12 protein-coding genes, 2 tRNA genes and 1 pseudogene are annotated in these 13,782 nt (G+C 60.4%); 10 read left to right on the top strand and 5 right to left on the bottom strand.

Annotated features, from left to right (window positions below; translation table 11 throughout):
- Nucleotides 1-70: 70 nt before the first annotated feature.
- Together H145_RS0108310 and H145_RS0108305 are read right to left on the bottom strand one after the other, a co-directional pair.
- The gene (locus tag H145_RS0108310) at nucleotides 71-2,704 is read right to left on the bottom strand and encodes an ATP-dependent Clp protease ATP-binding subunit (RefSeq protein WP_019947677.1); all 2,634 of its coding nucleotides are present in this window, start codon (nucleotides 2,702-2,704) and stop codon (nucleotides 71-73) included.
- 119 nt (nucleotides 2,705-2,823) lie between these two features.
- Nucleotides 2,824-3,474, bottom strand: a complete 651-nt coding sequence (locus H145_RS0108305) for a WbqC family protein (RefSeq protein WP_019947676.1) — start codon at nucleotides 3,472-3,474, stop codon at nucleotides 2,824-2,826.
- Nucleotides 3,475-3,618: 144 nt separating this feature from the next.
- Here H145_RS0108305 and H145_RS20525 point away from each other — a divergent pair, with 144 nt between their 5' ends.
- Complete coding sequence (locus H145_RS20525) at nucleotides 3,619-4,503, top strand: hypothetical protein (protein ID WP_019947675.1); 885 nt, start codon at nucleotides 3,619-3,621, stop codon at nucleotides 4,501-4,503.
- 21 nt (nucleotides 4,504-4,524) lie between these two features.
- The gene (locus H145_RS0108295) at nucleotides 4,525-5,418 is read left to right on the top strand and encodes a lysophospholipid acyltransferase family protein (protein WP_051102989.1); all 894 of its coding nucleotides are present in this window, start codon (nucleotides 4,525-4,527) and stop codon (nucleotides 5,416-5,418) included.
- Nucleotides 5,419-5,504: 86 nt separating this feature from the next.
- Here H145_RS0108295 and H145_RS0108290 read toward each other — a convergent pair whose 3' ends face one another.
- A complete protein-coding gene (locus H145_RS0108290) occupies nucleotides 5,505-6,137 on the bottom strand; it encodes an L-threonylcarbamoyladenylate synthase (protein ID WP_019947673.1) in 633 nt (210 codons plus the stop codon).
- A 243-nt stretch (nucleotides 6,138-6,380) separates the two neighbouring features.
- The gene (locus H145_RS24470) at nucleotides 6,381-6,725 is read right to left on the bottom strand and encodes a T9SS type A sorting domain-containing protein (protein ID WP_169513175.1); all 345 of its coding nucleotides are present in this window, start codon (nucleotides 6,723-6,725) and stop codon (nucleotides 6,381-6,383) included.
- 782 nt (nucleotides 6,726-7,507) lie between these two features.
- Between H145_RS24470 and mltG the strand changes: the two genes are divergently transcribed.
- The 7 genes from mltG to H145_RS20520 all read left to right on the top strand — a co-directional run bounded on the left by mltG (nucleotide 7,508) and on the right by H145_RS20520 (nucleotide 12,123).
- Nucleotides 7,508-8,593, top strand: coding sequence for an endolytic transglycosylase MltG (gene mltG, locus H145_RS0108280; RefSeq protein WP_019947671.1), 1,086 nt, complete (start codon nucleotides 7,508-7,510; stop codon nucleotides 8,591-8,593).
- 93 nt (nucleotides 8,594-8,686) lie between these two features.
- Nucleotides 8,687-9,172 (top strand): acyl-CoA thioesterase, encoded by a 486-nt coding sequence (locus H145_RS0108275; protein WP_019947670.1) that lies wholly within the window; start codon nucleotides 8,687-8,689, stop codon nucleotides 9,170-9,172.
- 69 nt (nucleotides 9,173-9,241) lie between these two features.
- Nucleotides 9,242-10,231 carry a YihY/virulence factor BrkB family protein gene (locus tag H145_RS0108270; RefSeq protein WP_019947669.1) on the top strand — a complete coding sequence of 330 codons (990 nt, stop codon included), beginning with the start codon at nucleotides 9,242-9,244 and terminating at the stop codon, nucleotides 10,229-10,231.
- A gap of 108 nt (nucleotides 10,232-10,339) precedes the next feature.
- Nucleotides 10,340-10,426, top strand: a tRNA-Ser gene (locus H145_RS0108265).
- A 127-nt stretch (nucleotides 10,427-10,553) separates the two neighbouring features.
- A tRNA-Ser gene (locus H145_RS0108255) sits at nucleotides 10,554-10,638 on the top strand.
- Between the two features lie 217 nt (nucleotides 10,639-10,855).
- A complete protein-coding gene (locus tag H145_RS0108250; protein ID WP_019947668.1) occupies nucleotides 10,856-11,215 on the top strand; it encodes a hypothetical protein in 360 nt (119 codons plus the stop codon).
- 29 nt (nucleotides 11,216-11,244) lie between these two features.
- Nucleotides 11,245-12,123 carry a PAS domain-containing protein gene (locus tag H145_RS20520; protein WP_019947667.1) on the top strand — a complete coding sequence of 293 codons (879 nt, stop codon included), beginning with the start codon at nucleotides 11,245-11,247 and terminating at the stop codon, nucleotides 12,121-12,123.
- A gap of 131 nt (nucleotides 12,124-12,254) precedes the next feature.
- On the opposite strand, the gene H145_RS20515 is transcribed toward H145_RS20520, so the two are convergent.
- Nucleotides 12,255-13,415, bottom strand: a complete 1,161-nt coding sequence (locus tag H145_RS20515) for an efflux RND transporter periplasmic adaptor subunit (protein WP_019947666.1) — start codon at nucleotides 13,413-13,415, stop codon at nucleotides 12,255-12,257.
- Nucleotides 13,416-13,590: 175 nt separating this feature from the next.
- Here H145_RS20515 and H145_RS24055 point away from each other — a divergent pair.
- Nucleotides 13,591-13,782, top strand: a pseudogene (locus H145_RS24055) (IS982 family transposase); the annotation flags it as partial.

Genomic DNA, 13,782 nt, shown 5'->3' with positions numbered 1-13,782 from the left:
AAATATTGCAAATAAGAACGGCCGGCCCCCACAGTGGGAGCCGGCCGTTCTTATTTGCAATCAAAGCTACTTACTCGCCCTTGCTCTTGGCATCGGTGGGCTCGTCGTCGGAGGCTTCGGGGGCCTCTTCCGGAGCTTCCTCGGGCCGCTCGTCGCTGGCCTGGGGGATGGCGATGCCGCTGCCTTTGCTGGTCGAGAAGGTGAGTTCCTCCGCGCCTTCGGTGTAGTCGGCGGTGATGATGTCGCCCTGGGCAACCTCGGCCTTCAGGATTTCCTCGGCAATCGGGTCCTCGATGTACTTCTGGATGGCCCGGTTGAGCGGACGCGCGCCGTACTTGGGGTCGTAGCCCTTCTCGGCCACGAAGTCCTTGGCGGCTTCGGTCAGCTCCACCTTGTAGCCCAGCGTCTGGATGCGGTTCAGGAGCTTGCTCAGGCTGATGTCGATGATCTTGTGGATATCCTTCTTCTCCAGCGAGTTGAAGACAATCACGTCATCCAGGCGGTTGAGGAACTCGGGCGAGAAGGTCTTCTTCAGGGCGTTGGTGATGGTGCCCTTGGTCAGCTCGTCCATGTTCTCCTGCCGCGACTTGGTGCCGAAGCCAATGCCGGCGCCGAAGTCCTGCAAATCACGCGCTCCGATGTTGGAGGTCATGATGATGATGGTGTTGCGGAAGTCCACCTTGCGGCCGAGGCCATCGGTGAGAATACCGTCGTCGAGCACCTGGAGCAGGATGTTGTACACGTCGGGGTGGGCCTTCTCGATTTCGTCGAGCAGAATCACCGAGTACGGCTTGCGGCGGATTTTCTCCGTCAGCTGGCCGCCCTCCTCGTAGCCCACGTAGCCGGGAGGCGCGCCCACGAGGCGCGAGATGCTGAACTTCTCCATGTATTCCGACATGTCAATCCGCACGAGCGAATCTTCCTTGTCGAACAGGTACGAGGCCAGCACCTTGGCCAGCTCCGTCTTGCCCACGCCGGTCGGGCCCAGGAACACGAACGAGCCGATGGGCTTCTTGGGGTCCTTGAGGCCCACCCGCGTGCGCTGGATGGCCTTTACGAGCTGCTGGATGGCCTTGTCCTGGCCAATCACCTTGCCCTTGAGCTCCTCGCCCATGTTGAGCAGCTTGGCGCTTTCCTTCTGGGCCACGCGCGAGACTGGAATGCCGGTCATCATGGCAATTACCTCGGCAACGTTCTCCTCCTTCACGGTGTAGCGCTTCTTCTTGGTTTCCTCTTCCCAGTCCTTTTTGGCCGTGTCAAGTTGGTCAATCAGCTTCTTTTCCGTGTCGCGGAGCTTGGCGGCTTCCTCGTACTTCTGGCTTTTCACCACGCGGTTTTTCTCTCCTTTGATGTTCTCAATCTGCTCTTCGAGCTTGAGAATATCCTCGGGCACCACGATGTTGTTGATGTGCACGCGGGCGCCGGCCTCGTCGAGAATGTCGATGGCCTTGTCGGGCAGGAACCGGTCGGACATATAGCGGTCCGACAGCTTTACGCAGGCCTCGATGGCCTTGTCGGTGTACACTACGTGGTGGTGGTCCTGGTACTTGTCCTTGATGTTGTTCAGGATTTCCACCGTCTCCTCGGGCGTGGTGGGGTCCACCATCACCATCTGGAAACGCCGGGCCAGCGCGCCGTCCTTCTCAATGTATTGGCGATACTCGTCGAGCGTGGTGGCACCGATGCACTGGATTTCGCCGCGCGAAAGGGCCGGCTTGAACATGTTGCTGGCATCGAGCGAGCCCGAAGCCCCGCCGGCGCCCACAATCGTGTGCAGCTCGTCAATGAACAGAATCACGTCGGGCGACTTTTCCAGCTCGTTCATCACGGCCTTCATGCGCTCCTCGAACTGGCCGCGGTACTTGGTGCCGGCCACCAGCGAGGCGAGGTCGAGGGTAACCACGCGCTTGCCGAACAGCACCCGCGACACCTTCTTCTGCACGATGCGCAGGGCCAGGCCCTCGGCAATGGCGGTTTTGCCCACGCCGGGCTCACCGATGAGGATGGGGTTGTTCTTCTTGCGGCGGCTCAGGATCTGGGCCACGCGCTCAATCTCCTTCTCGCGGCCCACAATCGGGTCGAGCTTGTCGTCCTCGGCCATCTTGGTCAGGTCGCGGCCGAAGTTGTCGAGCACCGGCGTGCGCGACTTGTCGTTGCCCTTCTTGGGCGTGGCGCCCGCGCCGCCGCGGCCCGAACCGCCGCTTCCGAAGAGGCGGTCGTTGTCGTCGTCGTCGGCCTCGGGGCCGGAGGTAGGGTTATTCGCCGCGTTACCGTGGTAATCGAGCGAGTCGCGCACAGATTCGTAGTTCACGTTGAATTTGCTCAGAATTTGGGACGAAATGTTGTCCTCATCGCGCAGGATCGAGAGCAGCAAATGCTCGGTGCCGATAACTTCGCTCTTGAAGATTTTGGCCTCCAGATAGGTGATCTTGAGGACCTTTTCGGTCTGTTTGGTCAGGGGAATCGAGCCGGTGATGCTGGTGCCCTGGGTGGCCGTGTTGCGGGTGGCCTGCTCCAGCGCGTACTTCAGCTCGTCGATGGACACGCCCAGCTTTTTGAGCAGGCCCAGCGCGGTGCCTTCGCCCTCGCGGATCATGCCCAGCAGCAGGTGTTCGGTCCCGATATAGTCGTGCCCCAGCCGGATGGCCTCCTCCCGGCTCAGGGAGATGACCTCCTTGACTCTGTTTGAGAATTTAGCTTCCATGCAGATAAGGTAGAAAAGAAAAACGGATTGCTGCCCAATAAAGATGGTTCACGGAGCAGATGTGGCCGATATAAACTGAAACAGCTTGGGTCGGGCGTTGGTTCGGGCGCTGGTAGGCACTACGCAAGAAAACTACCGGCGGCCGGGCCCTGCATAAACAGCAGGTCTAAGATGCTGAGTCCGGGTACAAAATCTTTACCAAAGTGCTGCCCGTACGGCCGGCCCGACGCTCTGTCAGGTCCGCCAACCGGCACCGGATTCTTGGGCGACAGCACATCCCGGAAATCGAGCGGTGATTCGGTGATTTGGTGATTTGGCGGGTTACCGTTGGGTGTTGGTTGATACTCGCTGGTGAGGTGAATGGGCAGGCGCAGGCGCAGGCATCGAAAGTAGAAGCGCAGCAACTCTAGGTTCAGGTCGAAGAGCCGGGCGGGTTTCTGCTGGTAGATGTCGCGCAGGTAGTCGATGTAGTATTCAAAATACGGGGTGCCCCCGTAGGCGGTTTGCAGCGTGTGCAGGTGCTGGTGCCGCCAGTTCTGCCGATAGTCGATTTCGATGAGCGAGCAAAGCACCTTCTCGCTCCGGTTGCCATCGATTACGGGCACGGTAAGCGGTTTTACGCCCTGGGCCGTGAGGATGAGGCAGCGGTTGCGGTAGGTTTGCTTGCGGTAATGGTCGTGCGCCTCAACCCACAGCGCCCCGGCACCTATCAGCGCGCCAAAAAAGGCAATGGGCGGGTTATATTGGGTTTCGAAGAGGACGTCGGGCATAGAAAGAACGATGTAGAGACGCAACTATGCGTCTCTACATCGTTCTGTTGTCAGCAATGCTCCGACCTCCCAGTCAGAAAAGTCGCAATTTTGCCTTCGCAAACCCACTGCCAACTCCGCCGCCCGTACCGCCAAACTGACATAATGCCCGTTCGCCTCCGCCTTTTTCTGCTGACCCTGCTGCCGCTGCTGGCCCTGGCGGCCACGCCGGCCGCGGCCCAGTTGCTGCTCGACGCCGCCCGCTTTCGCAACGACGACGTGGCGGTGAAGGGCGGAGTGGTAGAGGTGTACGCCACCGTTTCGGGCCAGCACCTGACTTATAAGCGGCGGGCCCCGAAGGTGTTTCAGGCCGCCGCGCTGGTGACGCTCGAAGCCATCCGGCCCGATGGCACGGCCGCTTACCAGGAAACCATTACCCTGAAGCCGCCGGTGCTGCGCGACACTACGGCGGCCATCAAAAACCCCATCAGCTTTCAGAAGCGCCTGCTGCTGCCCGCCGGCCGCTACACGCTGCGCGGCCAGTTGCGCGACCAAAACCGGGCCGCCTCGACGATTATCGTGGAACGGCCGCTGGTGGTGGAGTTCGGCCCGGCCAAGCCCCAGCTCAGCGACCTGGTGGTGCTGGCCAAACCCGCCAGCCGCACCAGCAGTGAGGCCAACAACTTCATTCGCCAGGGCCTGAGCCTGACGCGGGCGCCCGGCGGCCTCTACGCCCGTGGGCAGGACAAGCTGTTTTTCTTCGCCGAGTTCTACAACGCTACGGCGGGCCAGCCGCTGGTGGTACTGTACCGCCTGCAACCGGCCGCGGGCAAAACCGGCACGGTGGGCGGCAAGGCGCTGGCCCAGGGCGCCGAGGGCCGCCCCACGGTGCTCACCGGCGAGCTGGACCTGAGCAAAGTACCGGCCGGCAGCTATACGCTGACACTGGAAGTGCGCGACGCCAAAAACCGCGTGCTGGCCACCCAAACAGTGCCCGTTAGCCGCAATACCGCCGATTACGCCCCGGCAGGAGCCGTAATGCCCCGCTAGGCGCCCCCTCATCAGTACCCGATGAACACAACCGCTGCCCCCGCTTCCCCCTGGTATTTCCGTCCCCTCAACTGGCTGTTGGTGGGCCTGGCCAGCCTGCCGCTGGCGGTGCTCTACGGCTTGGCCCGGCTGCTGTACTGGCTGATGGCGTACGTGGTGCGCTACCGGCGGCGGGTGGTGCTGGGAAATCTGCGCAACTCATTCCCCGATAAGTCGGCGGCTGAAATCGAGCGGATTGCCAAAGGGTTCTACTGGCACTTCGCCCAGGTTATCGTCGAGATTCTGAAGCTGCGCACGATTTCGGCGGCCGAGCTGCAGCGGCGGATGGTGATTGAGAACCCGGAGGTGGTGGAGCGGCTGTTTGCCCAAAACAAGCAGGTGCTCACGCTGGGTTCGCACGCCGGCAACTGGGAGTGGATTCTGTCGGCCGGGGCGGTGGCGTTTCCGGGGCGGGCGGCCGGGGTGTACAAGCCGCTCACCAACCCGTTCTTCGAAACCTTTATGCTGAAGCTGCGCAGCCGCCTGGGCGCCGAGATGGTGCCCATGCTCAGCACGCTGCGCAACCTGCTGCGCAACCGGGGCAAGGGCCGCTCCATCAGCCTGCTTTCCGACCAGGCCGCCGGCCCCGAAGACCACCCGTACTGGACCGATTTCCTGCACCAGGATACGCCTTTTTATACCGGCGCCGATAAGCTGGCCGCCCAGCTGGGCTGCGCGGCCGTGTACGTGGGCATCCGGCGGGTGCGGCGCGGCTACTACCGCATCACCCTCACCGAACTGCACGACGGCCAGACCACGCTGCCGCCCGAAGAGCACCAGCTCACCGAGGCCTTCGCCCGCCTGCTGGAGCGCGACATGCGCGCCTCGCCCCCCGATTACCTCTGGAGCCACCGCCGCTGGAAGCATAAACGGTAGATAAGCTGCAAGCCATAAGCCGCAAGCTCCAAGCTGACGTTCAACATCAGCTTGGAGCTTGCGGCTTATGGCTTGCAGCTACTTTCCTACAGATATTGCTCGATGTCGCCGGCACCCTGGCGAATTAGTTCAAAGTCGTCGTTGGTACAGTCGATGATGGTGCTGGGGGTATTGCCGCCGAACCCGCCATCAATAACCAGATCGACCATGGAGCGGTACTTTTCGAAAATCAGGTCGGGGTCAGTAACGTATTCTTCCAGCGTATTCTCGTCTTCGCGTACCGAGGTGCTCATAATAGGGTTACCCAACTCGCGTACCAGCTGCAAAATGATGGGGCTGTCGGGGATGCGGATACCCACGGTTTTGCGCTGCTTGCCGCCCTGGCGGGGGGCTTTGGCGCTGGCTTCAAACAGAAACGTAAACGGCCCCGGTAACGCGCGCTTCAGTACCTTATAAACGGGCGTGGTAATGCCGTGAGCATAGTCGCTGATGTGCGATAAATCGTGGCAGATAAAGCTGAGGTTGGCTTTTTCGGGATTCAGCCCCTTGATGCGGCACACCCGTTCCACTGCTTTGGCATTGTGAATGTCGCACCCAATGCCGTACACCGTATCGGTAGGGTAGATGATGACGCCGCCCTTACGAATAACTTCCACCGCCTGCTGAATGCGGTTGAGGGGCGGGTTGGCGGGATGAATACGGAGCAGCGTGGCAGACATAGGCAGGGAGTAGAGAGGTGAAAAACAAACGGACGGCAGGCCCCAAAGGCTGGACAAATGGACTCGCCAAGGTAAGCGCCGAAGCGGTAAGGTGCTACTGTTTTCGGGAAAAGCGTGGGTTTGGTTGCCTCTCCCTACGTTTACCGCTGCCCACAAAGCAAAACGAGTCCCGGCTTCCTGCCGGGACTCGTTCAGAAAATTTGGCTGTTCGGCTGGCAAAGTCAGCTGACCTCCAAAGCTGAATTACTGCTTGCTCACCTTGTGCGAAGTGAGCGTATCGCCATCCTGCACGAGCACCACGTAGTTGCCGGCGGGCAGGGTGCGCAGGCTGAAGTTACCGGCGGCATCGGCCGAGCCTTTCAGCACGGTGCGGCCCAGCAGGTCAGTTACCGTTACGGCCGTTTTACCAGCGCGGCCAGCCACTTTAATGGTTACCTGGTCGGCGGTAGGGTTGGGGTATACCAGCACGTTGCCGGCCTTGAGGGCCGATTTGATACCGGTAGTAGTGCCGGTGCGCAGCGAGAAGTCATCCACGGCCAGCATTGCGTTAGACCCGCTATCCTTGTTGTCCTTAAAACGAATCCACATCGTTGTGCCAGCGGCCCAGTTCAAATCCGCAATGCTTCCTGTGACACTTGCCGAATTGGCAGTGGCGTTGCCATCAAGAGGACCATTGGACGTCTCATCATTGTTGAGTTCATTTATATTCAACGCGGGAACACCCGTCCAAGTGCCAGTGTATAAGCTAGTAGCATCGAGGCTATATTCAAAGGCCAGCACTTCCTTTACCGTGCTTGACGAGCCTGACCGCCATTGTTCAGCTCGGAAGGCAACACTGAGGTTGGTAACTGCTGCATTACTAGCGTTTGTAAAAGCCGCGCCAAGTACGGGTGTCGTTGTGCCTGAAGCCAAGGAAGCCAGTGCTCGATCAGTTGCGCCACTACTGCCTACGTTGTATACAGATCCAGAATTATCATTACCATCGCTAGGCTTTAGGATGAGGGGTTGGTTGATGGGGTCCGATTCAGGCTTGCTGCCTGCAATGCGTACGCCGCCCCAGCCGGCTGGGTAAGTGGTTCCTTCGGCACCCATGCCGTCGAAATCCTGGCTGTATTCGGTTTTGCCGTCGAAGCTGATGGGCGTAACAGTTTGGGCGGTGGCGGCGGTGGCAGCCAGACCCAGGGCCAGGCCCAATAGCGAGCGAAACTTGGTGGAGGAAATGTAGGCGTGTTGCATGGAACGTTGGGTTAGGGGGTGAAGAGACAGAAAGCGTACTTTTGAGCCTTAAAGATACCAGTTCAGGGCCTAAGTTTCCAATACTTAATTGGGCTTAACTAGGTTACCGTTGCATTAACCCCTTTGCTGCCCCCATGGCTACCTCCCGCATCGAAGAGTACAAGGCCGCCGCCGACCGGCGCCGCAAGCGTTTTGCTTACTTGACCGGCATTTTCGGCTTGCTGCTCATCACGTTCTCCTATTACTTCTACCAGGTTTTCTTCGAGGCCAACATCGACACCAAGGGCCGGCCGACTTACGTGACGGTGCGCCCCGGCTACTCGGCCAAGCAGGTGCTCGACTCGATTGACGCCAGCGGCGTGGTAGTCGACCGGCTAAGCCTGCACTTTGTGGCCCGGCTGATGAAGTACCAGGAGCTGGTGAAGCCCGGCCGCTACGAGCTCAAAAACGGCTATACCAACCGCCAGCTCATCGGTGACTTACGCACCGGCCGCAACCGCCTGCCGCTGCGCCTCACCTTCCAGAGCCTGCGCCTGCGCCAGGACCTGGCCAAACGCCTGGGGCAGGCCATTGATGCGCCGGCCGCCAAGTTCGATTCGCTGCTCAGCTCGCCCGCCTACACCAAAAGCCTGGGCTTCGACACGCTGAGCGTCCTGACGATGTTCATTCCGAACACCTACGATCTGGCCTGGAACACCTCGGCCGACAACCTCATGCAGCGCATGAAGAAGGAGTACGAGAAGTTCTGGACGCCCGCCCGCGACGCCAGGCGCCAGGCTCTGGGCCTGAACCTGAGCCGGGCCCAGGTTAGCGTGCTGGCTTCGATTGTGGAAGCCGAGCAGCAGCAGCACGCCGACGAGCGGCCCCGCGTGGCGGGCGTGTACCTCAACCGCCTCAAGCGCGGCATGAAGCTGCAGGCCGACCCGACGGTGGTATTCGCCAACCAGGATTTCACCATCAAGCGCGTGCTCAACAAGCACCTGACCCTCGACTCGCCCTACAACACCTACAAGTACACCGGCCTGCCGCCCGGCCCCATCAACCTGCCCAGTATTGCCAGCATCGATGCCGTGCTCAACCCCGAGGAGCACGACTACCTGTATTTCTGCGCCAAGGAAGACTTTAGCGGCTACCACGCCTTTGCCCGCAACGAGCAGGAGCACCTCGTAAACGCCCGCCGCTACCAGGCCGCCCTGAGCCGCGCCGGAATCATGAAGTGATTTTTAGCTGTTAGCTGATGGCTGCTAGCTCTTAGCTTTCATTTACTTGCACAGTGCTAACAGCTAACAGCCATCAGCTAACAGCTAAAACGCATGTATCAATCCGACACCCACATTCGCGTGCGGTACGCCGAAACCGACCAGATGGGCTACGTGTACCACGGCAACTACGCGGCGTATTTCGAGGTGTGCCGCACCGAGGCATTCCGGCAGCTGGGCATCAGCTACAAGGATCTGGAGGCTGAGGGCGTAGGGATGCCGGTGGGCGAAATCCGCACCCGCTTCCGCCGCCCCGCCCGCTACGACGACCTGCTGACCGTGCGCCTGTTGCTGCGCCAGCCGCCCGAGGGCACCCGCATTCTGTTCGAGTACGAAATCTACAACGAGGCCCAGGTGCTGCTCACCGAGGGCCACACGCTGATGGTGTTCGTGAGCATGGCCACCGGCCGCCCCGTGCCCATCCCGCCCGATATTGCCGCCAAACTGGCCCCCTACTTCTCCGACGACGAAACCGCCGGCCCCCTCACGCCGCCCACCGCCCCCACCGATGCACCCGCCCCAGCCGCGTTCCTGAGCTAGAGCGCGGGGAGGGGAGCATGATAGGTCGTTTCCGTAACTTCCCAGCTTCCAAACCCTCTAATTTAGAAAATGCAGTTCCCCGTGCGCCGCTACCATTTGCCCGATGTGCAGCGCCGTCGTTCATACCGGCGCCTCATCGTGTGGCTCAAGAAGCTGCGCTTTGCCCGCGGCCGGGCTTCGGTGTACGATGTGGTGGTGCAGCTGATGCAGGAAATCAAGCTCGACGGCATTGCCAAGCGGGCCAGCTACATGGCGTTCAACTTCACCATCGCCATCTTTCCCACCATCATCTTCCTGTTCACGCTCATCCCCTGGATTCCGGTTCCGCACCTCGACGAAGATATCCTGCAGTTCCTTTCCGACCTGATTCCCAAGGAGATGTACCGGGCTATTTCGGGCACGATTGAGGATGTAGTGACCATTCAGCACGGCGGGCTGCTCTCGTTCGGTTTCGCTACGGCGCTGGTGCTCAGCTCCAACGGCATCATGGCCCTGCTCGATGCCTTCGAGAAAAAGTACCCGAGCTTCAAGAAGCGCACCTACCTGCGCAAGCGCGTAATTGCCACGCTGCTCACGGTGGTGCTTACGGTAGTGCTGCTGATTGCCGTGACGGGCATTTTCTTCGGTACCTATATTATTGACACGCTGGTATACAAGGAGATAGTGCCCGAGGCTCTCAACGACCAGCTCACGACGCTGCTCCGCTACGGCTCGGTGGTGTTCCTGTTCCTGCTCACCACCAGCCTGATTTATTACTACGTGCCGCCCGTGCACGACAAATGGCCGTTCGTGTCGGTGGGGGCCATTGTGGCCACGCTGCTCATCTTTCTGGTGTCGTTCCTGTTCATTCTTTACGTCAAGATTTTCGACAGCTACAACCATTTTTATGGCTCGGTGGGCACGCTGGTGGGCTTTATGGTGTGGCTCGATTTCGTGTGCATGACCCTGATTCTGGGCTTCGAGGTGAACGTGAGCATCGACGCCGTAACGGGCGGCGAAAGCCGGCCGGGCTTCTTTACGCGCCGGCGCCGGCCAGTCATCAAAACAATTAGGGCTTGATTTTGAGCCGGGTAGGGGCCCGGCGAAGAAAAAAACGGCGCTACGCCTTGTTCATTTCCAAATCGTCTCTACTTTTGCCATCCCAAACCGCTCAACTCAAACCTTTACAGAGAGGTGGCAGAGTGGTCGAATGCGACGGTTTCGAAAACCGTTATACCGGCAACGGTATCGGGGGTTCGAATCCCCCCCTCTCTGCACAGGTGAGATAGTGAGATGGTGAAATGGTGAGTTTTATGTTCCAGGGACCTCGCTGCCCGCTTGCGCCGACAGGCCCCCGGAACGTCAACTCACCATTTCACCATCTCACTATCTCACCTCTTCCAGAGGAGTGGCAGAGTGGTCGATTGCGGCGGTCTTGAAAACCGTTGAGGGTTAAACCTCCGGGGGTTCGAATCCCTCCTCCTCTGCAGAAAAAAGCTGCGCCAGCCCCTGGGTCGGGTCGCAGATTTCCAGAAAAGCTCCCCGGCCAACTACTGCCGGGGAGCTTTTTTTGTGTGAGGCTCATTCGCCTACTGCTCAGGTTGATTGGGGTATTATCCAAAGTTATCTTTGTGTTACGGCCGATTTTTGGCCTAATGCGGCCTTTTATTTGCTAGCGTGCCGGCTGCACTTTTTCTGCCTTATATGTCCCAAGTCCTGTTCGACGTGAACCTGCAGCAGTTGCCCGACGAGTTCCTGACGGGCGTGTGGCGGGTGGCCAGCCGGGTGCTCAACCAAACCGACCCGGCCAGCCTGCTGGCCTGCGCCGAGCAAGTGGCCCTGGAGCCGGGCCAGGTGCGGGTCGACTGCGCCGACCAGCACGACCAGGGCAACTGGCTGGTGCAGCGCGACGCGCTGCTAAACCGGCCCTACCTGGCGCTGGAGCTGAGCCGCGAGCAGACCCGGGCGCTGATAACACGCATGCGCCGCTCGCGTACTGGCTCGCAGAGCCAGCTGGACCTATATTTTCAGTCTGGTATGGAAATGCAGCTCACCCAGGCCTAAGTTTTTTGTCTGTCCTCGCCCGTTTGACTATGGCTCCCACCACGCTTCGCCCTACGCCCGCCGACTTCAGCTTTCTGGCCGAACTAATTCCGCAGCTCGTCTGGACCACCGACCCCAACGGCTACCACACCTACTTCAACCAGCGCTGGATTGACTACACCGGCTACACGCTGGCCGACAGTGTGGGCGACGATATGTGGAACAACCTGCTGCACCCCGACGACCGGCAGCGGGCCCGGCAGCGCTGGGGCCACTCGCTGGAAACCGGCGAGTTCTACGAAATCGAGTACCGATTTAAGAGCAAGGAAGGCGAGTACCGCTGGTTTCTGGGCCAGGCCCTGCCCGTGCGCGACGAGGCCGGCAGCAGCATCAGCAAGTGGTTTGGCACCTGCACCGATATCCACGACCAGAAGATGCAGGAACTGGCCCTGCGCAAGCGCGAGCAGGACTTTATCACGCTGGCCAACGCCATTCCGCAGTTGGCCTGGATGGCCGATGAGAAGGGCAACCTGTTCTGGTACAACCAGCGCTGGTTCGATTTTACCGGCACTACCCTTGAGCAGATGCAGAGCGGAAACGCCCACACCATCCACCCCGATTATCGGGCTGAGGTAAACGAAAGCTTCCGGCAAGCGGTGGAGGAAAATCGCCTCTATGAGGGCACCTTCCCGCTACGCCGCCACGACGGCGAGTACCGCTGGTTTCTGAGCCGCGCCCTGCCCGTGCACGACGAGGCGGGCAACATTATGCGCTGGTGCGGCACCAACACCGACATTACCGGGCAAAAAGAGCTGCAGGAGCAACTGGAGCGCGCCTACTCCGACCTCGAAGCCAAAGTCATGTTCCGCACCCTGGATTTGGAGCGCGAAGTGCAGGAGCTACGCCAGAAGCTGGGAGCAGAATCGTAAAAATCAACCGTCATCCTGAGCCCAGCGAAGGACCTATACAGAGGCTATTACTTGATGTTACCTTCTGTACAGGTCCTTCGCTGGGCTCAGGATGACAGCGGTTTTGCCAGCCCCATAAGCCCTCATGTCACCTATTCTTCCTCCTGGCCCTTTTTCATCTCGGCATCCAGGAAATACGCGCCGTGGCGGATGAGACGGGTAGTGTCGGTGTTGGCGTCGAGTAGCGTTATGGCTACGTCGCCGTTTTCGGCGGGGCCGGTCTGCACGCGGTGGCGGCGGTAGGTGCCGGGGCTGGTTTGGCTGAAGATGTAGCTGAACTCGCCGGCCTGCACCACGGCATCTTCGGGCAGCGTGGGCTGGCGGCGGCCGGCGGTCTGGATGTGGGCCGAAACGTACTGGCCGGGCAGCACGTCGTCGCGCTCGGGTTCGAGGCGGGCGTGCACGCTCACCGTGCGCTGGGGGCCGTCGTTGAAGGCCTTGCCCACCAGAAACACCCGCGCGGCGAGGTCTTCGTTGGAGCCGCGGCTGGGGATTTTGAACAGCACGCGCTGGCCGACTTTCACCTTGGCAATATCGCGCTCAAACACCTTCAACTCCAGGTATAGCTCGGAGCGGTTCACTACTTCTGCCAGCACATCCTGGGGGCTCACGTACTGGCCGGGGTTGATGCTCACCGATTTCACGTAGCCGCCGATGGGGGACGTGAGGGCCACGGTGGGCGTGATATGGCCCTGGTTGAGGCGGCCCAGCGGCACGCCCAGCAGCTGCAGTTGGGCCGAGGTGGCGCGCAGCGTGGCCTGCTCGGCGGCGTAATCGGCGCGGGCCTGCTGGAGCTTGCGTTTGGCGCCCACGTCCTCGGCGTCCAGAATCTTCTGCCGCTCCAGCTCCTGTGTGAGAAACTGCACCCGCGCCTTGCTCTGCAAATACTGCTGCTGGAGCTGGATATAGTCGGGGTGGCGCAGCACGGCCACGGTGCCGCCTTTGGCCACGCGCTGGCCGGGCAGCACGGCCACGCGCTGCACGTAGCCGCCCATGATGGCCGAAATGGAAGCCATGTTCTGGGGCGGCACGTCGATGACGCCATTGGCCTGCACGTCGGAAGTCATATTTTTCCAGACGAAAGCGCCCGATTCGAGCCCAGCCGCCTTTTGTTGGGCCGGGCTGAGGCGCACTTCGTCGGGACTGGCTGGCGCAGCGGGCGTTGCGGTAGCAGCCGTTTCGGCAGGCTCGGCCGGTTGGTTGGATCCGCAGGCAGTCAGCAGCAGCAACAGTAGGAGAGGGGCGTATTTCATGGGAGGCAGAGTATTGGTCGTTATGCTGGCTGTCATCCTGAGCGGAGCGAAGGACCTATACAGAAGGTAACATTAGCTAACCCAAGTTGCGGGGTATAGCGGGGCCAAAAAAAAGGTCTGTTCGGCTTGAACAGCCTAGGTTTGAAGTATTCGACCCCTTCAAGCCCTGCCGACCATGCGCGAACAGACCGTTGCAATGTACTGTGTTCTCGATGATTTGATTCGTTTTACGCGTCCCGCCGGCAGCCCGCTACCGGCTTCGGGCCGCCGTTTGACCGATGCGCAGGTGCTGACCACGGCCCTGGTAGCGGCCCGCTTTTTTGGCGGCAACCTGGTGGTGGCCAAGCACTACATGGAGCAGCATTGG

Source organism: Hymenobacter aerophilus DSM 13606, assembly GCF_000382225.1.
Lineage (GTDB): Bacteria > Bacteroidota > Bacteroidia > Cytophagales > Hymenobacteraceae > Hymenobacter > Hymenobacter aerophilus.
Note: the sequence above shows the minus strand (reverse complement) of the source record. Positions and strands in the feature narration are given on the sequence as shown.